The organism is Agrobacterium sp. D14 (genome assembly GCF_001526505.1).
GTDB classification, from domain to species: Bacteria; Pseudomonadota; Alphaproteobacteria; order Rhizobiales; family Rhizobiaceae; genus Agrobacterium; species Agrobacterium leguminum.
This window is the reverse complement of record NZ_ASXX01000010.1, coordinates 103,824-125,219: the sequence shown is the minus strand read 5'-3', so window position 1 is coordinate 125,219 and position 21,396 is coordinate 103,824. Positions and strand designations below refer to the sequence as shown.

The window sequence follows — 21,396 nt, the reverse complement described above, 5'->3', positions numbered from 1 at the left end:
GCGATACCTTTCTGGCTATTACTTCTTCTTTTTCGAGGGCTGGGCAACGAGGTCCGTCAATGCATTGCTGCGATCAATGTCGCGCCACCGGGGCGAGGTGATGATGTTGTCGCCGCGAAGACTGCCTGACGCACGGTCGTAGAAACCTGCGAAGTCGCGAGCCGTGAGATTTTTGCGGTTTCGTCCCAGGGCTGCGAAACAAGCTGCCCGTACCATCTCGATCATCGTACCCAGCCCACCACCCGTGGATGCTACCAAGCGTCCCAGGAAGTCGTCAGTCATCAACTCGTCCGCCAGCACAAGACCGCAATGGTCGACGGCAATGTCGCGCAGAAGCTTTTCGACTAGCGGCTTATCGGAAGGAAAACGCACCGGTTCGAACCGCATCACCAACGACCTGTTCGCGAGTTGAAGATCGCCGGATACCAGCTTGGCCAGGTCCGGTACGCCGCTGTAGATCGTGTGGAGTGGCCAGTCGGGAATGGCGATGAGGCTTTTCAGGCGATCCTGAAGAGACCTTACGGCTGCAGCTGTTGGTGCCCGCAAGAGGTCTTGTGCCTCGTCCAGATGCAGAAAGAGGACGCGGCGTTCTCTGAGCTGTTGTTTGACTGTCTCGTAAAGTTCATGCTCATTTGCACGATTGCTCGCGGGCAGACCCATTTCGTGAAGGATACGGATTGCCAAATCTTTGGTGGAGCAGGGTTTCGGCACCTCGATACTGATCAGTGGACGCACCGTTTCGCCATACTCATTCTGGTACGGCTGAAACGATGGGATCATCGTAAACGCTCGCTCCAGCGAGGTTGACTTCCCACTACCGGACTCGCCGATTACGATGAAGGAGCGCCTTCTCGAGCCGCCGCCGGCAAGGCAATCGAGGGCATGCTCCTCGAATTCCGTAAGGCGCTTCACGAGTTCCAGGCAACGGCCTGTCTCGAAGTAACGGTTGGTTTCCCTCACACGCAACGCGCGCAGTTCGTTGGTTGCCGTCATCTTAGTACTCCTCATCATAGTAGAAGCCGGAAGCAAGCGCGTCAGAGGCTTGCGTGGCGGTGGGTTCGTTTTCTTTGATTTCTTCGGTCACGGATTTTTCGAGGGCGAACAGGTCGGGCCGCTGGATGACCATGCCGATCCGCAACGGATCGTCGGGCAGTGGGCCATCGGCGAGGAGCGGGGTCTGATCTTCAGAGGGCGCGGCCATCCACGCCCCGAACAGTTCCGCGTCCCAACGGTCGAAGTCTTTTGCGGTCGGTACGCTGGGAGAAAGACCCGCGCGGAGAGTTGCGGCATCACCGATAGCGCGAAGACGATTGATAGCGTCGTACATCACCGTCATGCCCTGCTCGGCAGCAGTGGCGTAGCTGGCACGCAATTCCTTGCGCGCGGCCATCCATTCGGCGAGCGTTACACTGTCATCGAGACCGACGGTGTTGCGAACGACGAACCAGCCCTTGTCGCCTTTAACGGCGATGTGGGCGGGGCATTCTGGATCGTATTTGATCTCGACGTCGACCTGGTCGAACTTGGTCCGGAGCCGCTGGATTTCGGCATCACAGTAGGTGATGCCGAATACGGTAATACCGTAGTCGGAAATCCGGCGGGTCGTCTTGATCCCGAAAATCTGGAGCATTTCTTCGGCATCTGGCGGGTAGAGGATTTCGTATTCTTTGGAGGCCTCGACCCACGCATTGTGGGGGGTATTACCGCCAAGGCCCGAATGCGGCTTGTTGTGATAGATGTCGCATACCGCGAAGATGAAAATCTTGATCAGTTCGTCGACCAGCAATGCGGCATGAACCTGCGGATCGTAATCGCCCTTTTCTACGACCGAAGAGAAAGTCCGGCCCTCGAAATACGGTGCGATCAGCAGGCCGATCGAATGGAAAAGGCTTTCAATGAACGGGCGGCAACCAGGATCGCCGGCGGGCGGACGGGTGCCGTGAATGCGAGCGGCACGAAGCACCTCTGCGGTCCGTTGCGCGGTGAATTCCGCGCCGTTGTCGGTGTAAATGACCCGGGGCCTGATTTTCCCGATCCATGGCGTCTTGGCGGCCACATAGGACGACAGGTGTCTCTTGTCGGTCATGATCATGCGGATCGTGGCAACGGCGGACGCGGCGTTCGGATTTGTGCTTGCCTTGAGTGCAAGGATGTAACGTGTCGCGACGTCGATTGCAGCGCAGAAGCAGATGCGAACGCGAGGGATACGCTCCTGTACTGTTTCCGGAAGGGCGTTCCAGATACCCGTTTCCACGAGAAGCGAGATCAGATCGACGGTGACAAAATCCATCTCGATCCGCTGGCCAGGAGCGACCACGTGGAAACTCCGGCGGATCGCCTTGAACTTCTGGATGGCGAACTTCTCGCCGTGACGGCTCGCGATGACGTGGAACTTGTCGAATTTCCCGATCATCGCTTCGAATTTTTTGCGGGATACCTTGCCGATTTTCTTCGGGATCGGGAGGTCGGCATTGTGCTTCTGGAGTTCAGCCAGATACGACCGATAGACATGTGCCTTGGTAGGACGGCGGCGATCCAGGTAGGCCATCGCCATCTTGTGTGCGAACGCGATCGTAGCTGGTTTCGGGGCGAACAGCTTCGGGCCCGGACCGTGATGCCGGGGAAGAAGCGCCATCACGTCACCGTCGCAATTATGATAGTCGTCGTAGTCGCGTTTGAAGGTTTTAACGCTTGGGCAAGGGAAAATGACGACCTGGCTTCTCTGGTCGGCTCGGCCATCAGCGGCTAGGTCGAACAGCGCGTCGTTGATTTCCCGGTTCCACGCCAGCAGCTTCGGGCCGAGCTTTTTCTCGGACATTGGCAGGAGCTTGCCGATGCGGTCGCATTCCACATCGTATCTGTGGATCAGCTTTTCCCGATGAACGGCGAGATCACGATCTTCGACGTCGAATTCGTCCCATGGCTTATCGCCGAAGATGGCACGGATTTTCTGCTGCGCGGGGCTGTTGTAGCCGTAGCGGATCGATGCTTTGTTGCTGTCGAGCGCGGCGTAGATTTCCTGGTGGGAGAGGAAAATCTTATATTCCACATCGCTTTCTGAACGGAGCACATAGCCTACGTCGTCGCGACTTACAGGAATGAAGAAGGCGTTCCTCGTCTTGTCATGGTAGCGATCCATTTGACCCATACCGATGAGGGAATGAAGGAATTGACGAGCGGGCAGGGTGCGGGATTCCATGATGGTCCTTTCTCTGATGGATGGAATTTTGATTTGATTGGGAACGGCTAGGCGCAGGCGCGCAGCCAGGATCGATCATCGATACGGCCCGAGTAGACGGGTGCGATCAGACGGAGATCGATAAGACGCCACACGGCGGTGCGGCGTTTACTGCGTGAGGGGACGTCGCGTAGAAGGTCACCAAACCGGAACTGGCCCGGCAGACGTTTCACCACATCCACAAGTCTGGTACACTCGGCATCGTCGTGGTGGAGGCGAGAAGTCAGGATGAAGTAGGCATTTTCGAATGCCTCTAGGGTTGCTTCATCGTTCGTCATCAAGGCGACGGCGTCCGCGACGCGCGGCGTCAACTTTCCGAGTGGGCCGACCCCTGTGATACCGGCGGCGCAGATGCGATCAAGCAAGTCGAGCATTTCGGCTCGCTTGCGGGCATACTTCACCGCAACGGCGACCCTTGTGCCGTCGTTGAGAACGATGAAGTAATCGAACGTATGCTCACGAAGGACGCCGTCGGCGTCGGTGTAGTGAACCTTCGGGTATTGCGACTGGAGTTCTCGAAGGCCAGCCAGGGTTTGGAGTACAGAGCTGACGCGGTGCTCGAGTTCGCTCTCGTGGTAGACGCCGTTGCCGTTGAAGAACGTGTGACCACGTGCGGTCTTTGCCTGTTTGTCGGCGGGCACGCGCAAGGCCAAGCCGAAGTGCGGCTCGTGCCAATACTCCTTGTCCGCTACGCTGACGGCCGGATTGGCGGCTGGGCTATATTCGTAAGCCCCCGGCCAAGGTCGTGCCGGTGTTCTCCGGCGGTTGGGTCATGGACGCAAGGGAAAGGAACCCGAGGCCCTCGCGTTTCTGGTAAAGGTATTGGGCGACTTTATGGGAGTGACGCATTCCGATCTCCTGCCTCGTATCCTGCGATGATCTCGCTGGCCGAGGTTTCCGGTCGGAAATCCTCTGGCTCAGAGAGAAGCAAAACCTATAGTGGCTGCTATCGTCATCATGCGTCCTCATTACTGCTCACGCTGTCGGCGAGCGGATATTACGTCGAGGCAGGGCTCTTAGGGTTCAAACGTAAATGAAAAGAAAATTTTTTCGGCGATTTCTCATAATTGGGCGCGTTACGAGTATTATTTTTTGGCTACGGCTTTATGGAACCAGTCTGGTATTTGAAGCTGATCAGACCACCATATGTTTTCGGGGACCGAAAGCCAAAAAGCCCTGAAGGCGGCGTGAAACTCGAGAAGGTGTTCGCGCGTGACGGAGAGATGCGAATGGTCTGCGAACTTTAGCCACGCGGCCTCATTTTCGTCCGGCAACCCAATTCTCAAGTAATGAGAATAAGATTCTTTTAGGCTTTCGAGAGATGTACCCGGGCCATGTTTATAGACATTAACAATTAACCTGCATGCATCGATTTTTTGGAAATATTCTTCGGAAGAGGCATCCCATCCCCAAAGTCTGAATAGACGAAAAATCTCATCGATATTCACAGACCAAATTTTGGGACCAAGGTGGTCCATATTGAAATTGTGAGACAGTTCCCTGTGCAGCCATTCGCGCAGTTGTTTGTCCCATTCATGATACATGCCCGCTGCTACCGATAGGAATGTGCGGCTCCGAAGGTCGTCGAGCATCTCATAATATTCGATTCCCTCTTCCCAAGCGGCCTCTGCGAGGTCACCCATGTCATACATCTCAGGGCGGCTGATTTCAGCAAGTTGAGTATACTTGTCGTTGGCGTAAGCCTCAGCTTCGTCATTGATATTGTTGAACTGACTGAGAATACGTTTTTCCGCCTGATCCATATAGAAGTCGAGTTCATCGATGAGGCGTTCGCGCCATCGCGACCAGATATTCAACAGCGTGCGTGCCATTCCTACTCCTGGAGAAGATCGAAAAAGGACATAAGATTTTCAACGCTCTACGGACATAAGTAGTCTTCAGTCAGAAGAAGCAAGGTTTCATACCAGACGCTTGGATTTCTCTCCCGCGGCTCTCGTGGTTGGCTTACGGCCACGCCCATTTGACTTCGAGGGGATAGTTTTACCGTACTCTTCCCACCAGGCGGCCAGTGCCTGCATCGTCGGGCCGAGACCAAGCGCCTTTTCTGTCATCTCATATTCGACGCGCGGTGGCACTTCAGCAAAAACGGTGCGCGAGACGAGACCGTCCGCCTCCAATTCGCGAAGCTGCGCCGACAACATGTGCTGGGTAATTCCCGGGATCGCCTTTCGCAATTCTCCAAAGCGGTGGACCCGCTGATGGAGTAACCACATGATTTCCAGCTTCCATTTTCCCGAGAGCATCGCGAAGGCGCGACGCATCTCGTCCTGCATCGTAAAGCCGGTTTCAGTCATTAGTCTGAATTTCCATACCTAGTGTCATAAATTCATCCTACTTGCGAAAATTCATTATAACCTACAAATTCTCTACAAGCTCTTCGTAGCCGATGCAACGCGTCATCCGAAAAGCGCAAGATCAATGCTCAATTTCGCCGGGACGCCCGGTGAGAGGGATATTCCATGACCTACACTTACTGGATCAGCACCGTTCTCTTGTCGGCGCTGTATCTGTCTTCGGCGACCCTGTACCTGACCAAGAGGGTTTTCGTCGAAAAGGCCCAAGCCGATCTCGGCTATCATGCGGCCCATCTGGTGCCGTTCATGATCGTCGTGAAGATACTCGGACCACTTGCGATCCTGGCCCGTCTGTCTCTGCCACTTAGCGATCTCGCCTATGCGGGCATTTTCTATCACCTGATCCTGTCGGGAATGGCGCATCTCGGCGTCCGCAGCATCAAGGGTGCGATGCCCGCTGCCATTGGCCTCATCCTGTTGGCCACATCCTTCGCGACGCAGAACCACGCTCGCGATGTTCCCTCACCGTATGCTCTCGAAGCGGCGGTGCACCAGTAAACATGAAAAAGGAAACACCCATGAAAAGACTGGAAGGCAAGGTTGCGATTATCACTGGAGCCGGCAGAGGAATCGGCCGCGCCACCGCCAAACTATTCGCGGCGGAAGGGGCAAAAGTCGCTGTACTCTCTCTCACACCCACGAATGTCAGCGCTGTTGTGGAAGACATAGAAGCCGCAGGCGGAATTGCACTGGGCATTGCGGTTGATGTTAGCGATGCCGACGCGATCAAGGCTGCAATCGACAAGGTTGTAACAACATGGGGCGGCATTGACATCCTCGTGAACAATGCCTTTAACCCGTCAGTGGTGCAATCGTCTGTTCTCGATCTTTCGGTGGAACAACTGCAGCGCAATTTCGATACGGGCCCGATTGCCTTCCTACGGACGATGCAGGTCGCCTATCCCCATCTCAAAGCAAGCGGCGAGGGCCGCATCATCAACTTCGGATCGATGGCAGGCGTTACGGGTCTGGTGCCCTATGCTCCATACAACATGGCAAAGGAAGCCGTCCGTGCCTTGACCCGGGTTGCTGCACGCGAATGGGGGCCTGACAATATAACCGTTAACAACGTGCTTCCGATTGCCGACACCTGGGGTGCGGCGGCTGCCAATATTCCGGCCCCGGCCAATGCCCTTGCCCGGTACGGCTCGCCCGAAGACGACATCGCGCCCGTGGTGCTGTTCCTCGCCAGCAAAGATGCACAGTTCATCACTGGTTATAGCCTGACGCCCGACGGCGGGATGATCATTGATGCAGGCCGTTAGGTCTCTTTCCCAGAAGTCCACTCTCGCGGAGGTCAGCGAATGGTCGCTGACCTCCAACGCAATCTCATTAGGACGGTCCTGGAATCAAGTCGAGGAACTAACGTGCCGATACTTCCCATTACGTCAATCTTTGCGGCCTGTTTCGCTATCGCACTTGTCGCGCTGTCGTTTCCGATTTCGTTGCGGCGTATGTCGCCTGCTCTTGTTTGCGCGCTCTTCGGAGGCAAAATCGGGATCAACGATTTTCAGAGGAATATCTGGGGCAAGATGAAAGTCGGAGTGGCTCGACAGATAGATGAGGCACAAAGTACTTCACATTTCAATTAGGGGTATTTGTGGCTCTGCTCAGCGATAAGCTTCGATCATTGATTTCGTAACGTCTTGCGCGAAACAGATCGGCGCGTACCCTCCGGGTTTCGAATATGCACTTCGGTTGCCACACCGTCGGCCCCTGCGATCTGTGCTGTATGGACAGGCGCATGTGCCGGGATAGTTGGTAACGGATTCGGCAATGATCCGTTGAATGATGATCGTGGGTGATATTGTCGGCGGAGGTTTATGTGTTGGTTCCGACGGTTTTACGATTTGCTCCCGCTTGGATTCGTCGTCCTGCAAGAACCTGCTTGCAACCCATCCTTCTTTTTGAGTCAGAGTATCTTTGATCCGAGACCATTGTCCTTCTGGTTGCAAGAGGTCGACTTTCCTACCTTTGTCCAGCCTATCAATGATTTGAGCCTTTGGGCCTGGCGCGGCACGCAGTGCGACGCCGTTCCCACTGACGAACCTGGTTTGCGTTGTCTGGCTGGAACGTGATTTGGCCGTCTCGCTTGGCAGGGTAACAGTGTTATTTGCAGGAGGAATGATGGATTGCCCGCCGCTCCTTGTTGATGGTCTGGGTTTCGGGGCATGCGTTATCCCTGGAGAACTCGGCGATGGTGCCGTTACGCCATATCCCGAAGGTGTTTCTCCAAGTTTCGAAATGCCGAACAGAATAAGCCCACAGAGTAACCAGTATCGTTTTTTCATGAAAAAGCCCCCAGCGTATATTGCTGAGGGCTAAAATGTTCCGCAAGTAGTGTCGTCGACATTTCTCAACTTAACGTAACCTTCCGGCTCGGCGGACGTTTCACTTCAGGTGTATGAACCCGGCAAGCGCCTTTCTTTCGTCGGCCTTCGGGAAGAGATATTTTGAACATTTAGGCAAGTGGAATGATTTCCTTGATTCCGAAATTTTCGTCTATCGATGGTGGTTTTTGAGGAATGGAAATACCTATTCCGACCTGAATTCGTATCAAGTATCTCTATCGTTTTAGTGGTGTATTGATAGCCTCTTAGGAATTCCAAGCCCGCGGCAGTCAGCAATGGCTGACAAAAAATTCGGAGTGAATTCCTTGTATCGTAGAATTTTCTTGCGCCTGTCCGCCGCAACTTTGATCGGCACCTTGAGCGTGGGGGGCGTAAACGCGTATGCCACCGAACCCGCATCCAAGCTGGTCGTGGCCGATCAATCCGAACTGGTGCGCAATCTGCTGGACGCCAGTGGGCAACGTAAGAGCCTCGATTTTGATATCGAATTCCCGAACTTTGCGGGAGGTCCGGCCATCCTCGAGGCAATCAGAGCAGGAGCTTTGGACATAGCCTATGTTGGCGACACGCCACCGATACAAGCCCGAGCCTCAGGAACCCTGCTGCCGATAGTGGCGACCTTTACCCGTGAAGTCGCACAGTACCGACTTACAAGTCGTCCGGGCCTGAAAATCGAAAAGTTATCCGATCTCAAGGGGAAAAAACTGAGTTATGTGGAGGGTTCAGGCCGTCAGGTATTCCTTATCGAAGCCTTGAACCGAGCCGGATTGAAGCTTGATGACGTCACGCTGGTAAATCTTCGGGTCGCAGACCTTCCTGATGCGCTACGATCTGGCGCTGTAGACGTTGCGGTCCTGCAAGAGCCATTCGTCACACGACTTACCAACCAGGTGGGCGCGAGTCCCGTGCTCGATCCCGAAGAGCGCAAACTGCTGCCCAGCACCTCCTACTTCTATGCACGTCCCGAGGTGCTTGCGGACCCGGCAAAGGTGGAGGCAATCAAACGGTTTCTGGTCGCCTACGTAAAAGCTGGCAAATGGAGCAATGAGCACGAGAAAGAATGGGCGAAATTCTACTACACCGACTTTCAGCGTGTGTCGCCGGAAGACAGTGCAGCGATACTGGCGGGGCAATCTCCGCTCGTCTTCCAGACATCTGCAGAGGCAATCCCACACCATCAGAAGCTTATCGATATTCTCTATCAAGCCGGGTCTCTGAAGGAAAATTTCGACGCGAAGGGTTCATTCGTGGACACGTTCGACAACGTCGTCGAGCAGTCACGCTAAGCTTGGAGGTCTTATGACAGACATTTCCTCAGGGAAGATAACAAGTGCGCGGAGAGAAGGGTATTTTTATAACGATTCCTCCCGACGCTCGGTTAGTCTCGTCCCCCGAAAGCTTCCATCAGGCTTCCGGCTTCTAGGTCCAGCCCTCGTGCTAATCGTCTGGGAAGCAGCTTCCCGTCTAGGCTTTCTGTCGCCAAGTACTCTTGCTGCACCATCGACGGCAATTAAGACCGGATATGAAATGCTGGTCGACGGCAGTCTTCTACCCCATCTTGCAGCCTCTGCGGCACGGGCTTACTCAGGTCTTTTTCTCGGCGTCGTCACAGGCGTGGTCCTTGCCCTGCTTTCAGGGCTGACTCGCACTGGTGAGGCGCTTATAGATGGCCTTGTTCAGATCAAGCGGGCGGTACCGACACTCGCTTTGATCCCTCTGGTTATCATCTGGCTAGGCATCGGCGAAGCGATGAAGGTGTTCCTGATTTTCACGGCCGTGCTCGTTCCCGTTTATATAAACACCCACGCCGCCCTACGTGGTATCGACATCGGACATGTCGAACTCGCACGTACGCTGGGCCTGACGCGTGGTGAATTCATCCGGCACGTCGCTCTACCCGGAGCGTTGCCGGGGTTCTTCGTATCTCTCCGGCTTGCAGTTGCTCTCTGTTGGACTGCTCTTGTTGTCCTAGAACTGGTTAACACCCAGACAGGCATCGGCTACCTGATGAACAGGGCCCGTGACTGGGGCCAGACGGAAATCATCGTCGTTGGAATCATCATCTACGCCGTGCTCGGCCTCCTGTCTGACGCGGTAGTGAGAATCGTCGAGGCCCGTGCGCTTTCCTACAGAAGGGCGTTGGGGTCATGAACGTGCACGTCACCAATGCTGTGGCGCTTCGCGATCTTTCGCGCAGCTTCAAGGGTAAGATTGTTCTGGATCGGATTTCGTTGGACATTCCGGCGGGCCAGTTCGTCGCTCTTCTGGGTGAATCAGGGTCAGGCAAGACGACCCTGCTGCGGGCGCTCGCCGGCCTGGACGATGATGCGGAAACCAAGGGGCATTTCAGCACGCCGGAAAGCATTTCGGTTCTGTTTCAGGATTCTCGCCTGCTTCCGTGGAAAAGTGTCCTCGACAATCTGACGCTCGGCCTACGGCGACCGGACGCCGCTTCTTCAGCAAAGGCAATGCTCCAGGAAGTCGGCCTTGCGGAGAAAGCCGATGTATGGCCCTCCACGCTATCCGGGGGACAGAAACAACGCGCTTCATTGGCAAGGTCACTCTTGCGAACACCGGACTTGTTATTGGCTGACGAACCGTTTGGCGCATTGGATGCGCTGACGAGACTGAAAATGCAGGCGCTATTGATGCGCCTTGTAGAACGCAAGAGGCCCACGATCATCCTGGTGACGCATGACGTTGATGAGGCACTGCTTCTGGCTGACCGAATTCTGGTCCTCAAAGACGGACAGATCGCTGAAGATCATGCCGTTTCCGTTCCACATCCCCGCCGGGATCACCAGATCGAAATAACCCCGCTCCGAACGAGACTGCTTAAAAGCCTCGGCGTCGAAACCGACAGCATTTGAAAGGCCATCATGTCGCGTCATCTGCATCTCAACCTCTTCCTTATGTCCCGCGGCCACCACGAAGGCGCTTGGCGACATCCGAAATCCAACCACAAGGCTCTGACCGATCTCTCCCTCTACGTAGAGGCGGCCACGATTGCCGAGAAGGCAAAGTTTGATGCGGTCTTCCTTGCCGACACTCTTGCCGCCGGCAACAGCAGTGGCTTGGCGTCTTCCGGCTCGCTTGAGCCGATCGTCCTACTTTCGCTCCTGGCGGCACATACAAGCAAGATCGGCTTGATTGGCACAGCATCGACGACCTACAGTCTCCCCTACACGCTGGCCCGCCAGTTCGCCACGCTGGATCATCTTTCTAACGGCCGCGCCGGGTGGAACATCGTCACTTCATGGGCTCCCGAGGCTGGAGCGAATTACGGTCTCCAACAGAACGTCGATCATGGTGATCGTTATAAGCTTGCTGAAGAGTTCGTGGAAGCCGTCGACGCTCTCTGGAAGAGCTTCCCAGCCGACGCCGTTATTGATGACCGTGAAAACGGCAAATATCTTGATCGCGATCGTATCGTGCCAGCGAATTACATTGGCGAACACTATCGTACGAAGGGACCGTTGAATGTCCCCGAAAGCCCGCAGTCGCGGCCCGTTTACATCCAGGCAGGGCAGTCGGATGCGGGTCGCGGATTTGCGGCACGCTGGGCGGAGGCGATTTTCACTGCACACATGACCAAGGAGTCTGCGAAAGACTTCTATGCGGACGTCAAAAACCGCGGCGTCGGCTATGGGCGTAGCGCGGATGACATTGTCATCTTGCCAGGTATCAGCGCAGCGATTGGGTCTACAAAGGCAGAGGCAGAGTTGGTTTGGGAGGAACTCGACGCGCTAACCAGCACCGAGGTTGGATTGACACGTCTTTCGGCACGGTTTGGCGGCCATGACTTTAGTGGCATCCCGCTCGATCAACCGCTGACAAGGGACGACTTCCCCGATCCCAATACTGTGGAAGCCTCGAAAAGCCGTGTAATCGGTTATGTCGATATGACACTCAAGGAAAACCTGACGCTGAGGCAATTGCTTCGCAAACTGGCAGGCGCGCGGGGACATTTCGTTGCGACCGGCACTCCAGAAGAGGTGGCCGACATTATCGAGGATTGGTTTAAAACCGGGGCCGCTGATGGCTTCAACGTGATGCCGCCCACCATAAACAGCCAGCTTGAACTGTTCGCAGAAGAAGTCGTTCCGATCTTACAGAAGCGCGGATTGTTCCGTGAAGACTATGAGGGAAGCACGCTACGGTCGCATTTTGGGCTGGGCGATGTTGCCGTTCCTCGCCCGTTAGCGAAGTCTGCGTAACCCAAATTGATAATCAATGAGCCTTCGAGCCTTGCCTCCCAGGCGGGTTCGAAAATGGCCGCCTTGTCATATCAAACATCAGGAGCCGAATAGCGATTGCCAAAAGCCGCAGCAGACTGAGCCTATGCCGGGGTGAAGAAAAACTCTGACTGATGAAGACCGCATCTCGCTCAACGGAGGTTTTCGGCGATTGTCCGATAACACGCGTCGTCGTTGCCGATTACGGTCTTGGTGATCGGTTTCCAGATGTCTTCGTCGAAATCGAAGAATTCAATGACGCAAGTTTGAGTTTCGTAGTTTAGCCATTGGGCGGCAACCAGTCGGCTGTCGCGGCGAAAGTCCAAATTCAGATACATGTGCTCTTCCCCGCCACGGGGGAATGAGCCCGGGCGACCCGTTTGATTGTTCGCGACGATAACGAACGAGCACCCCGTGCCACACCCAATCTGGATAAGGGTGTAACGGCCGGCGAAATTTGGTCCTTCGCGCATACCGTTACGAATACGAGTTCTGAAACTGTTGAATTCGCGATCACGTGCTTTGAAATCCGGCATAACGGTCTTGCCCGAAAACCGACCTCGAACGGGAAAACTGGACGGGTCCGGTCGCTTGAACGTCGGGCTCAACACAATCCCTGCCGGACTTTCCTGTTTATAGGATTTTGCTTCGCAGGCATGCCAGCGCATCTGATATCCGTATTCCCCCTCACGGCCGTAACACCATCCTGCAGCCTCCAGCTTGTCGCCAATGGCTTCTCGTCGTTCACAGGCCACATTTGTTTCCGGCAAGTCACCGCTGCCGCCGCGGCAGGCAGCATTCTGGTCCGCCCACTGGGCTATCAAACTTACAGGTTGAGAGACGTCCTTGTCCGTCTGGATAACTTTGCTCGTTTCGGAAAGGATCACACCAGCTCTCTGGTCCCAAACCAGAGAAAATTCGGCGGAGCCGGATGAAATCCGGTTCCCGACGTCGCGTTTTGTGTACCAGTCAACAATTCCGTCAACCTTGCAGGTTTCCGTGCATATTACCTTCGTCGAACCTGCATTCACGCTGTAGGCACGGACGGGCCATCTATTCGCAAAGTTGCGTTTTTCGTCAATCACGGCAGCCTTCGGCGTCGTTTTCCCATAGAAATCGACCGTGTCGGCATACGCATTTTCCATAAAGGCGAGCGCCTCCACATTCCTACGAGACCAGGCGTCATAGTATGCCGTGACGAAGGATGATGCTTTTTCCTCAGTTGTTGGTGGAGGAGCCTCGGTGGCGAGTGGGGCCTCAGTAACAGCTTTTGGAGCGACCTTGGACGCTGAAGCAGATTTGGTCAGATCGGCTAAGTTGCCCCAGGTGACTTTATAGTTCTGCATCTCGCTAGCCGTAAGATACCGCATATCGTCACTGGGAACCGACAGGCTCAGTTGAAGCAGTTTGGGATCGACATCCATTTCGACGAGGTACGTCATGATCTGGGCGGTTAGCGCCTGAACGGCCGCGACTGCGATGTGCCCTTCGAGACTGGATTCTGGGGAGAAAGAAGACTGGTGCACTCCGATCGCGCCGGGCTCCGCCTGTCGGTTTACACCTCCCACGAAAGCGAGTGCGCAGGCAGAAGCACATTCGGCAGAACGAAGCTGAAGCGTGGATAGTCCGAGCGAGCGTATCATCCTCCCATACGCCATCGCCGTTGCAACATTGCCGCCGTTGCTGTTGAAGGTGATCAATTTGGCACCGCTTGCGGCGACTTCACGTGCAAGTTGGTCAGGATTGTCCGATGTCGTGAACTCACCCTTCAGCAGGAGAACAGGCGAAGAGCCGTCGATTGGAACACGCTCAAAGGTGATATCGGCATATGCGGCTCCGACCCAAGCCAAACCGTGGTCACTACCAATATAATACGCTGAAACACGACCTCTGCCCCCGTCCGTCCTCAGGTGCATGCTATCGTGTCAATCACCACGCGCAATATGGAAAGCTGCCATACTGGGTTCGATGACTGCCTCCAGTAATTCAGCCGAGCCGAAATGCCGGTGAAGCACGTTCGGATAGACGAGCAGGCCATCCTCGCAACGATTAATGTTCATCATCTCAATGATGAAGGCCTTGCGGAATACGATGCCGAAATAGATGTGGTCTGGGTTCTGCTCCCATGTTGGGTCGATTGGGCAGCCATTCTTGTCGACAAGCCAAGCGTGCTGCATCGGGATCGGAATTTCGCCGTTGAACGCGTAGCCTTCGGCATAAAAAACGTCATCGCGTTCGCTGGCTAGTTTTGCCGCGTTTGCGAAACAATGTCTCTTGGGGCCGCGCTCAAGCCAGGCGGGGTCGTCTCCAGCGGAAGGGAATCGACGTCCATAGAGCGTAAGTGCTGAGACCGGTCCAAAGGCCCGCGCGTTCGCTGCACTTTCACGGAGATCATCGAGCAGGAGTTTCAGCGCCATTTCCGCTTTGGAGCCGTGAACGATATTTTCCATTTTTCAAAAGTCCCCGAGGCAACGTTCGCAATATGGCCGAAGCAATACGATTAAATGAGTATGGATGTTAAGCAGCAACAAATCTGTACTCGTAACGATGATCCGGCGTTTGAAGTCCGGCATTACAGTTTCCGCGAGCCTGCGCGATGATGGTGCGTGGCCTGGAAACGGCCACCCCTCGCTGTTGTAGGGGTGGCCAGAGGACGTCAGCGCAAAGTGCGCCTATTGGTGAGGTACTTTCTGCGGGTTTGGAAAATATTCCCGTCAAAAAGACCGAAAGATTTCCAACCGGCTTCCTTGATCTCACCATACAGAATACGGACCATGACAGCGCCATCACCAAGGTCCTCAATAATGGAAACCGTGAATGAGCCGCCGATCTCGGAATTCACGTCAAAGACGTCTTCGCCGACAACCGGCGTGGTCGCGATAGCTCGCATAAGTGCTCCAATGCTCGATGAAAATTCGGGCGTGGCGCACAAGCGAAAGGATGAACTCGCGCTTATGCGCTTAGAGTTCGAACTGCCTGAGCAAAAGTATCTGAGTCATGATATCCCGCTGTATAGAAATTCTCGCCGACGGTTTGTCGTAGCTGTCCTGCCACAAGCGACAAATGTCGTCAATCAGCCGGATGCAGCGCAAGTTATACTGACTCTGACTGTTCTCGGCCCTTCGCTGCCGTTGAATGTCACAGCAGAGTAAGAACAGTCGATGTCAACTGATACGCTCTTGTCCTGCTGCCTCGAAGAAAACATGTCCACCTTCGATGTGGCGATCAGTGACGAGTAATTTAACAGAAATCGAGCGAAACGGCTCACAGGTGAAGCTAATCGTGGCGATAGTTTCCTCGCCGATCGATGCCTTCCAATAGGTCCGCGATGCGTGTACACATGGCAGATATTCAAGAAGTGGTCCATTTTCGGTAAGGACGTCAGATAAGCGGGGCCTCGTGGCAAAGGTTACAAGCCGTGCGTTTGGCGAAAAAACATCATCACCGGCGCACACGCTGCTCCGCTCGAAGACGATCTCCATTTACGCTCTCCATGTTCGTTCAGCTCTGAGCGCCAGCCCGCACTTCTCGAAATTCCGATTACAAGCTCATTTGTTTTACTAGATTTTGCGGCCGCCGCAACGTGGCTAATGGCGCGATCCTGACATGACAGGCTTCGGCCCAAAGCAGACGCTCGACCCGCAGCACCTAGTTGATGTAAGGTCGAACAGAAGCGCACAATGGACGGAATAGATGCCTTATGGAATCTGCCTGAAGAGCCGCAACGCCACAGCAAGTGAAATCCTGAAACTGTGGGACGAGGCAAGCTTATTTGAGGCCAAAGGCTCGATGCAGGAATTGGGGTACCCGCCGCATTTGACGCTTGCCGTGTTTGAGCAATCGCCAGAAGACGTTAGCGCGATCATGGCGGAGGTGTTTTCGGCGCAGAAAGAACTTTTGATCACATTCGACGCAGTGAAATACTTTGACAATGAGACCATGGTTCTTTGGGCAAAACCCCGTTCGAACCACGCTCTGTCAGATATACACAGCAGACTGCACAGTCACTTTGATCCGCTGAGCTGTCACAAACATTACCGCACTGGTCGTTGGGTCCCTCACTGCTCCCTCGCGACTGCGGTGCCGCAGTCTGCCAAACCAGCAGCAATCCAGTGGGCCGAAAGCCGAAGGCTAAAGTTCACCGTCGAATTTGATGTAGCAGATTTTGTCCAGTTTCCGCCGGTCGTGGTGCGACACGAACTGCGATTGAATTGAATGTCCGTTTTCGCCCCCGACCGATCGTCGCTCGTTTCGCCTAATTTCCGATCTCATTGCGAAGGAAAGCAGAGACGTCACGATTAGATTGCGCGGTTGCTGCGGCATCATATTCGAGCTTATGGCCGAAATAGACCGTGCCGGCGTTCGCAGTTGGTACGTCGAAATCATGAGCAGCTCCAGAATACACGTGGAGCCGTATCTCTGGGCCGCTGCCACTCAAGTTCTCAAGGCGCTGTCGGCATAGCGCTGGTGGCCCCCAGTCATCCAACTCGCCTATCATGATAAGCATTGGAACAGTTGCATCGCCGTCATTTGGAGAACAGGTCGGGTAATACGCAACGGCAGCTTTGAACTTCCGCGTCATAAGCTGCTCGATGCCGTAAACCTTGGTAGCCTCCAGCGCGGTCACGCCGCCCGCCGAAAAGCCTATCAAGGCTACTCGATCTGCCGCAACGAAAGGGTACTTTGATAAATAATTCAACGCCCCATAAGCGTCGTAAACCCGATCAGTAGTCGTAAAAAGATTGTCACTACGGGTGTTTTGGCACGTCGATTTCATTTCACGGCTCGCAAAACTGTCGACCGCAAGTACCACGTAGCCTTGTGAAACCAGGCGACCTGCAACATCGTTCTTCAGCCTTGGGCCAAGTCCACCGCACCCGTGTAGGACCACTATTGCCGGGAAGGGACCCGCGCCTTCAGGCCGGCTCAGATAGCCCACCAGCGGAGTGCCTGGTTGGGACGGAACAGCTTCGCCCCTTTGCTTGGCAAGCCTTTCACGTAAGGCACTGGGCTTCACAGGTTCACTTGAAAAGTGGACCTCTTCAGCGGCCATGGCAGAGCCATGAGCCATCCCGATCAGGGTCGCAGCCGCCATCAATGCAGTGAACGTCTTGGAAAACATTGATCCTACCTCTGGACTGAAGAGATACTAAGCGCACGCGATCGGATCGACAATCACCAGTGTTGGCGGCGAGCGAGAGACGCCTATCGGCCCAATGAAGACATCTGAGGTAGGTCTCTGGTTAGTCCGACCGCATCGCGCTAAAACTCTGGCTACGACAACGGGAACTCCCGAGGATCGCATGCTGGTTGGTTTAAAGTCAGGCTTTACAGTCGATCCTCTACGTCGAAGTTGGGACGGGACAGCCGCTCGTCCTTTGGTCTGGACTGCGTGGTATCCTGCTGATGACGGATCAGTCGCTACTGTCCCCTTGGAAGCGTCTTGGTTCAGGAGAGAAGCCGTTGCGGCCAATGCGCCGGTATCCTGCGCCTACGCTTCTTTTCCGCTAGTCCTCCTTTCGCATGGGACAGGAGCCACGGGGGTCGCTCTTGAGTGGCTTGGCTTCCGGCTGGCTCAGCAAGGCTACGTCGCCTTGGCGATTGATCATCACGGCAACACAGGGTCAGAACCGTACCGCGCCGAAGGGTTTCTCTGCATGTGGGAGCGAGCCGCTGACTTCAAGGCCATTCTTGACCAGTCTAGCTGGCGGAGCGAGTTAGGAGTTGAGATCAATAATCATATATTTGCGGCAGGCTTTTCCGCCGGAGCCTACACCGCTCTGTTGTTGGCCGGTGCGCGCGTTGCATTCTCGCAGTTCGAACCGGACAACCCGTTGAAAAGCCCTGTCAGAGGGCCACGAGAGTTTCCGAACCTCGCCGATGAACTCCCGAACCTTTATGAAAATCCGGTTTTCCATGCTTCCTGGGATCGACGCCGCGCAGACTTCTCGGATGCTAGAGTCCGTTCGGCACTGGGCATTGCACCGGGACGCTCTGTCTTAGGCTTCTCACAAGACAGTCTTCGGCACATCACGATACCGATTCAATTGATAGGTGGGGACGAAGACACGATCGCTCCGCCCACGCAATGCTGCCAATGGCTGTCCGAACACATACCGCTTTGTAAGTCCAAGGTTCTAAGCGGCGGCGTTGGCCACTACACGTTCTTGCCCGAAGGTTCTGAAACCGGGCTGACCGCTGTCCCGGAACTTTTCGCTGATCCCAAAGGACTTTCAAGAACTGCTATCCACGACATCGTAGCGAGAAAGGCAGGAGACTTGTTTGCAAGCGTCTCAAAGTAGTTTTCTTGCTGGGCGTTTTCCCACGGCTTCATGTGGCCTAAAACGGACTTATGGGTTGTGAAGCAGCACCAGACGACGCGCGATCAACGCGCGCCGTCTGGTGCATGTAGCGGTCACTCAGGGCCGCAGCCGCTTCGGTGTTCGGCTGAGCAATGTGACCTCCCTTATGCTGGCGGCGTTGAGGAGGCGCATCATGATGCGACCAAGCCCAACCCCCATACCTCCGTGGGGCGGGCAGCCAAAACGAAAGAAATCAAAATAGTCGGACAGAGCGTCCAGCTTCAATCCTCGTTGCTCTGCCTGCGCAACAAGGCGGTCGTGGCGATGCTCCCGTTGCGCACCAGTCGTGATTTCTAGGCCACGCCAGAGGAGATCGAAACCCTTCGTAATGTCAGGGCAACCCTCATGGCGCATATGATAGAAGGCCCGGCTGCTCGCCGGGTAGTCAGTTATGAACAAGAACTCATGCCCCGTTTGTGCAGCAATATGTTCGCAGAGGATTCGCTCACCTTCAGCATCAAGGTCGTCCTGTCGCGTCAGCATGTGACCGAGCTGGCTGAGGATTTCGCGGGCCTGGGCAAAAGTCACCTGTGGAAATGGTAACGTAGGTGGAGCGACTTTCACGCCGAAATGAGTCTCGATCTCAGGGCCATGAACCTCCGCGACCGCCCGGATGGAATGAGCCAGCCAGTGTTGTTCAAAGTCCATCAGTTCATGGTGGTCTTTAATCCAGCTGATCTCCATGTCGATGGAGGTGAACTCGGTTTCGTGCCGCGAAGTGAAGGAGGGCTCAGCACGGAAGACCGGACCGATCTCAAATACCTTCTCCATGCCGCCTGCGATAGCCAATTGCTTGTAGAATTGCGGCGACTGCGCGAGGAAGGCCGTGGTGTCGAAGTATTTGACGGAGAATACTTCAGCTCCCGACTCGCTTGCAGTCCCCATCAGCTTGGGCGAATGAATCTCGCAAAAACCGTACTGCTTCCAGAACTCGCGCATCGCCTGTTCCAAGGTCGTCTGTACAGCAAAGACCAGTTGTTGCTCCGGATAGCGCAAACTTACCTGCCGATGGTCCAGCCATTTTTCGAGGCCGGAACCGCGCGCTATGGGTATAAGGCTGTCAGCCAGCCCGCACACCTCAGCGCCGTCGAGTATGACTTCCAGGCCACCGAGTTTTACTGCCGGGGCAGCAACGACCGTGCCGGTGGCCATGAGTGCACTTTCGGGTGTCAGAGTATCGAGTGCTGAGGCGAGAGCTTTATTGTCCTTGTTCTGAGTAAGCTGAACCTTGCCTGTTCCATCACGCAGGATGATGAAACGCATGTGTTTTTGATCGCGAATTGTGTCGACGAATCCATGCAGCTTGACATGCTGCCCAATGCTAAGGGGCAGTTCTGAAATCGGGCAATCGTGCGAAAGGAAGGGATGCGACATGACTTTCTCCAGGAAAAACCGATACGGAGAAGCCACACCTACAGCCCTTCCGAAACCGGCAGGGCTATGGTGATTAATGAGCTACGCTAAACCGCGCACACACCATCCATGACCCCGGAGGGGTCATTATTATTGACGGTCATGTTGTGTCGCGTACTCATAGGGCGATTTAGCCGCAATGACAGACCTTTGTAAACCGTCAATCGTAAATCCCGATACCACCTTGTGACGAACTATTTGCCTCGACGATCGCCAGCGTTTTGGCGGTTGCGAACGATATCCGGATTCGGCGCTGAGCGGCAGACACCTCTCGGCCCGAAGCGGTTTTTGCGGCTCGGGAATAGATACGCCGCCGCTCCTTCGCACGAATGGGAGCTACGGCACGATCGAGCTCCGGTAACCTCAAAGTGCACAGGCCGCTTTGTTTTCCTCTGAATGAGCGTAGTTAGGTCACGTATCGAGCTGCCGGACCACAAATGTGCGATCCTCGGCCTAATGAGATCACAAGCGTGAAGCTTGGTATCGATGGCGAGGTTGAAGAGGGCCAACTCCCGGATCGCTCCACTCATTTCCAGACGGACTCGGATTGAACAGACGTTCTTCGGCTGAAGTGGACGCTTTTGGCAGGCTAGAATGCCTTTGTTCCAGGGACAGCGTGCATGCAGTATGGCGGTGTCCATAACCAAATCTCCGCCACGCCACCGTCTCGTCGCCACATGGCCCCAGCCGGCCTATCTCATCATGCGTCGACATTGGACCGAAGCCGTGAGGGGATCACAAAAAATCGCTCGAATGACGATTTTTGCGCGTTATGGTAGCGGTATGCGATGCAGGTTAGGGAGGTCGGCTGTGCTGAGAAGTTTATTTCTGTTGGCTGGTATAGTTTCGGCGGTTCCAGCGTTTGGACATTGCTTGACCCCAAAGGAAACCAAACAGGGCGTGCTCCTCACCAGAGAGCAACCGTTCTTCTCCGTCTTCTACAAACCGACGCAGTCAGGGTTAACCGAGCAGCGCCTGATGGCACGGCACGCTTCACTAGAGCCAATATCGGCGGAATATCTGCACCCCCTGCTCGTCACCAAACGGATCAGCGCGAAGGGCTTGCAAGAAGTGACCTACTCGGATGCGACGACGCTCGACGATTTGCCATTAAAGGGAAATTGGCGATCCGGTACAACGCTGTTCGTAAATGGTCAAAAAACGGTTGCGGGCACGACCACCATCACCTTCGAGAGATGGACCGAGGAAACAATTGGTTTCTGCTCGTATCCCGTTTGGGTGGTGAAAAGCCGCGTGGAGCTGCAAGGACTGTCTCCGATAATCTTTGAACAATATTACTCTGCCAACCTGAACCTCGTGCTTCGCTCGATCAGACTCGATCCGTCGGGACATCCCATTAGTGAAGTCCGATTTGACCGGTTTCAGATTGGTTGGAGCAACTGACAAATGGTGACGGTAGGA

General features: G+C 54.9%; 21 protein-coding genes. 9 read left to right on the top strand and 12 right to left on the bottom strand.

From position 1 onward, the window contains the following. Positions 1-18: 18 nt before the first annotated feature. From L901_RS08980 to L901_RS08955, 5 genes are all read right to left on the bottom strand, one after another. On the bottom strand, positions 19-993 hold the full coding sequence (locus L901_RS08980; RefSeq protein WP_020808702.1) for an ATP-binding protein: 975 nt from the start codon (positions 991-993) through the stop codon (positions 19-21). 1 nt (position 994) lies between these two features. Next, a complete protein-coding gene (locus tag L901_RS08975) occupies positions 995-3,199 on the bottom strand; it encodes a DDE-type integrase/transposase/recombinase (RefSeq protein WP_020808703.1) in 2,205 nt (734 codons plus the stop codon). Positions 3,200-3,246: 47 nt separating this feature from the next. Next, entirely contained in the window at positions 3,247-3,891 is a 645-nt protein-coding gene (locus L901_RS08970; RefSeq protein ID WP_020808704.1) for a hypothetical protein, read from the bottom strand. A 432-nt stretch (positions 3,892-4,323) separates the two neighbouring features. After that, complete coding sequence (locus tag L901_RS08960; RefSeq protein ID WP_020808706.1) at positions 4,324-5,070, bottom strand: hypothetical protein; 747 nt, start codon at positions 5,068-5,070, stop codon at positions 4,324-4,326. 87 nt (positions 5,071-5,157) lie between these two features. Next, on the bottom strand, positions 5,158-5,553 hold the full coding sequence (locus L901_RS08955) for a helix-turn-helix domain-containing protein (RefSeq protein WP_020808707.1): 396 nt from the start codon (positions 5,551-5,553) through the stop codon (positions 5,158-5,160). 165 nt (positions 5,554-5,718) lie between these two features. Between L901_RS08955 and L901_RS08950 the strand changes: the two genes are divergently transcribed. Beyond that, entirely contained in the window at positions 5,719-6,111 is a 393-nt protein-coding gene (locus tag L901_RS08950) for a DoxX family protein (protein WP_059755738.1), read from the top strand. A gap of 20 nt (positions 6,112-6,131) precedes the next feature. Next, a complete protein-coding gene (locus L901_RS08945) occupies positions 6,132-6,878 on the top strand; it encodes an SDR family NAD(P)-dependent oxidoreductase (RefSeq protein ID WP_059755736.1) in 747 nt (248 codons plus the stop codon). Between the two features lie 345 nt (positions 6,879-7,223). Here the strand turns inward: L901_RS08945 and L901_RS26175 are convergent, their stop codons facing one another. Next, a complete protein-coding gene (locus L901_RS26175; protein WP_082710556.1) occupies positions 7,224-7,904 on the bottom strand; it encodes an SH3 domain-containing protein in 681 nt (226 codons plus the stop codon). Positions 7,905-8,239: 335 nt separating this feature from the next. On the opposite strand from L901_RS26175, the gene L901_RS08935 reads away from it, so the two are divergent. The 4 genes from L901_RS08935 to L901_RS08920 all read left to right on the top strand — a co-directional run bounded on the left by L901_RS08935 (position 8,240) and on the right by L901_RS08920 (position 12,181). Beyond that, positions 8,240-9,250 carry an ABC transporter substrate-binding protein gene (locus L901_RS08935; RefSeq protein WP_059755731.1) on the top strand — a complete coding sequence of 337 codons (1,011 nt, stop codon included), beginning with the start codon at positions 8,240-8,242 and terminating at the stop codon, positions 9,248-9,250. A 241-nt stretch (positions 9,251-9,491) separates the two neighbouring features. Further along, complete coding sequence (locus tag L901_RS08930; RefSeq protein ID WP_236766938.1) at positions 9,492-10,115, top strand: ABC transporter permease; 624 nt, start codon at positions 9,492-9,494, stop codon at positions 10,113-10,115. Next, positions 10,112-10,834 (top strand): ABC transporter ATP-binding protein, encoded by a 723-nt coding sequence (locus L901_RS08925; RefSeq protein ID WP_059755729.1) that lies wholly within the window; start codon positions 10,112-10,114, stop codon positions 10,832-10,834. The genes L901_RS08930 and L901_RS08925 overlap by 4 nt, the downstream gene beginning before the upstream one ends. 9 nt (positions 10,835-10,843) lie before the next feature. Further along, positions 10,844-12,181 (top strand): LLM class flavin-dependent oxidoreductase, encoded by a 1,338-nt coding sequence (locus L901_RS08920; RefSeq protein WP_059755726.1) that lies wholly within the window; start codon positions 10,844-10,846, stop codon positions 12,179-12,181. A 170-nt stretch (positions 12,182-12,351) separates the two neighbouring features. Here the strand turns inward: L901_RS08920 and L901_RS08915 are convergent, their stop codons facing one another. From L901_RS08915 to L901_RS26995, 4 genes are all read right to left on the bottom strand, one after another. Beyond that, positions 12,352-14,115, bottom strand: coding sequence for a hypothetical protein (locus tag L901_RS08915; RefSeq protein WP_245289631.1), 1,764 nt, complete (start codon positions 14,113-14,115; stop codon positions 12,352-12,354). Positions 14,116-14,124: 9 nt separating this feature from the next. Next, entirely contained in the window at positions 14,125-14,649 is a 525-nt protein-coding gene (locus L901_RS08910) for a hypothetical protein (RefSeq protein WP_059755723.1), read from the bottom strand. Between the two features lie 206 nt (positions 14,650-14,855). Continuing rightward, on the bottom strand, positions 14,856-15,089 hold the full coding sequence (locus L901_RS08905; protein WP_059755721.1) for a hypothetical protein: 234 nt from the start codon (positions 15,087-15,089) through the stop codon (positions 14,856-14,858). A 274-nt stretch (positions 15,090-15,363) separates the two neighbouring features. Continuing rightward, positions 15,364-15,681, bottom strand: a complete 318-nt coding sequence (locus tag L901_RS26995; protein WP_147401517.1) for a hypothetical protein — start codon at positions 15,679-15,681, stop codon at positions 15,364-15,366. Between the two features lie 211 nt (positions 15,682-15,892). Here L901_RS26995 and L901_RS08895 point away from each other — a divergent pair, with 211 nt between their 5' ends. Next, entirely contained in the window at positions 15,893-16,414 is a 522-nt protein-coding gene (locus tag L901_RS08895) for a 2'-5' RNA ligase family protein (protein ID WP_059755715.1), read from the top strand. A gap of 40 nt (positions 16,415-16,454) precedes the next feature. Here the strand turns inward: L901_RS08895 and L901_RS08890 are convergent, their stop codons facing one another. Then, entirely contained in the window at positions 16,455-17,321 is an 867-nt protein-coding gene (locus tag L901_RS08890; RefSeq protein WP_059755713.1) for a dienelactone hydrolase family protein, read from the bottom strand. 472 nt (positions 17,322-17,793) lie between these two features. Between L901_RS08890 and L901_RS08885 the strand changes: the two genes are divergently transcribed. Further along, the gene (locus L901_RS08885) at positions 17,794-18,501 is read left to right on the top strand and encodes a hypothetical protein (protein WP_245289630.1); all 708 of its coding nucleotides are present in this window, start codon (positions 17,794-17,796) and stop codon (positions 18,499-18,501) included. 117 nt (positions 18,502-18,618) lie between these two features. On the opposite strand, the gene aspS is transcribed toward L901_RS08885, so the two are convergent. Beyond that, positions 18,619-19,935 carry an aspartate--tRNA(Asn) ligase gene (gene aspS, locus L901_RS08880; protein ID WP_059755706.1) on the bottom strand — a complete coding sequence of 439 codons (1,317 nt, stop codon included), beginning with the start codon at positions 19,933-19,935 and terminating at the stop codon, positions 18,619-18,621. A gap of 822 nt (positions 19,936-20,757) precedes the next feature. Between aspS and L901_RS08875 the strand changes: the two genes are divergently transcribed. Continuing rightward, the gene (locus tag L901_RS08875; RefSeq protein ID WP_059755859.1) at positions 20,758-21,378 is read left to right on the top strand and encodes a hypothetical protein; all 621 of its coding nucleotides are present in this window, start codon (positions 20,758-20,760) and stop codon (positions 21,376-21,378) included. Positions 21,379-21,396: the final 18 nt, after the last annotated feature.

What these genes read in the sequence shown, in the direction of transcription:
- L901_RS08980 (WP_020808702.1), bottom strand. Translation starts at nt 993, where the DNA reads ATGACGGCAACCAACGAACTGCGCGCGTTGCGTGTGAGGGAAACCAAC.
- L901_RS08975 (WP_020808703.1), bottom strand. Translation starts at nt 3,199, where the DNA reads ATGGAATCCCGCACCCTGCCCGCTCGTCAATTCCTTCATTCCCTCATC.
- L901_RS08960 (WP_020808706.1), bottom strand. Translation starts at nt 5,070, where the DNA reads ATGGCACGCACGCTGTTGAATATCTGGTCGCGATGGCGCGAACGCCTC.
- L901_RS08955 (WP_020808707.1), bottom strand. Translation starts at nt 5,553, where the DNA reads ATGACTGAAACCGGCTTTACGATGCAGGACGAGATGCGTCGCGCCTTC.
- L901_RS08950 (WP_059755738.1), top strand. Translation starts at nt 5,719, where the DNA reads ATGACCTACACTTACTGGATCAGCACCGTTCTCTTGTCGGCGCTGTAT.
- L901_RS08945 (WP_059755736.1), top strand. Translation starts at nt 6,132, where the DNA reads ATGAAAAGACTGGAAGGCAAGGTTGCGATTATCACTGGAGCCGGCAGA.
- L901_RS26175 (WP_082710556.1), bottom strand. Translation starts at nt 7,904, where the DNA reads ATGAAAAAACGATACTGGTTACTCTGTGGGCTTATTCTGTTCGGCATT.
- L901_RS08935 (WP_059755731.1), top strand. Translation starts at nt 8,240, where the DNA reads ATGGCTGACAAAAAATTCGGAGTGAATTCCTTGTATCGTAGAATTTTC.
- L901_RS08930 (WP_236766938.1), top strand. Translation starts at nt 9,492, where the DNA reads ATGCTGGTCGACGGCAGTCTTCTACCCCATCTTGCAGCCTCTGCGGCA.
- L901_RS08925 (WP_059755729.1), top strand. Translation starts at nt 10,112, where the DNA reads ATGAACGTGCACGTCACCAATGCTGTGGCGCTTCGCGATCTTTCGCGC.
- L901_RS08920 (WP_059755726.1), top strand. Translation starts at nt 10,844, where the DNA reads ATGTCGCGTCATCTGCATCTCAACCTCTTCCTTATGTCCCGCGGCCAC.
- L901_RS08915 (WP_245289631.1), bottom strand. Translation starts at nt 14,115, where the DNA reads ATGCACCTGAGGACGGACGGGGGCAGAGGTCGTGTTTCAGCGTATTAT.
- L901_RS08910 (WP_059755723.1), bottom strand. Translation starts at nt 14,649, where the DNA reads ATGGAAAATATCGTTCACGGCTCCAAAGCGGAAATGGCGCTGAAACTC.
- L901_RS08905 (WP_059755721.1), bottom strand. Translation starts at nt 15,089, where the DNA reads ATGCGAGCTATCGCGACCACGCCGGTTGTCGGCGAAGACGTCTTTGAC.
- L901_RS26995 (WP_147401517.1), bottom strand. Translation starts at nt 15,681, where the DNA reads ATGGAGATCGTCTTCGAGCGGAGCAGCGTGTGCGCCGGTGATGATGTT.
- L901_RS08895 (WP_059755715.1), top strand. Translation starts at nt 15,893, where the DNA reads ATGCCTTATGGAATCTGCCTGAAGAGCCGCAACGCCACAGCAAGTGAA.
- L901_RS08890 (WP_059755713.1), bottom strand. Translation starts at nt 17,321, where the DNA reads ATGTTTTCCAAGACGTTCACTGCATTGATGGCGGCTGCGACCCTGATC.
- aspS (WP_059755706.1), bottom strand. Translation starts at nt 19,935, where the DNA reads ATGTCGCATCCCTTCCTTTCGCACGATTGCCCGATTTCAGAACTGCCC.
- L901_RS08875 (WP_059755859.1), top strand. Translation starts at nt 20,758, where the DNA reads ATGCGATGCAGGTTAGGGAGGTCGGCTGTGCTGAGAAGTTTATTTCTG.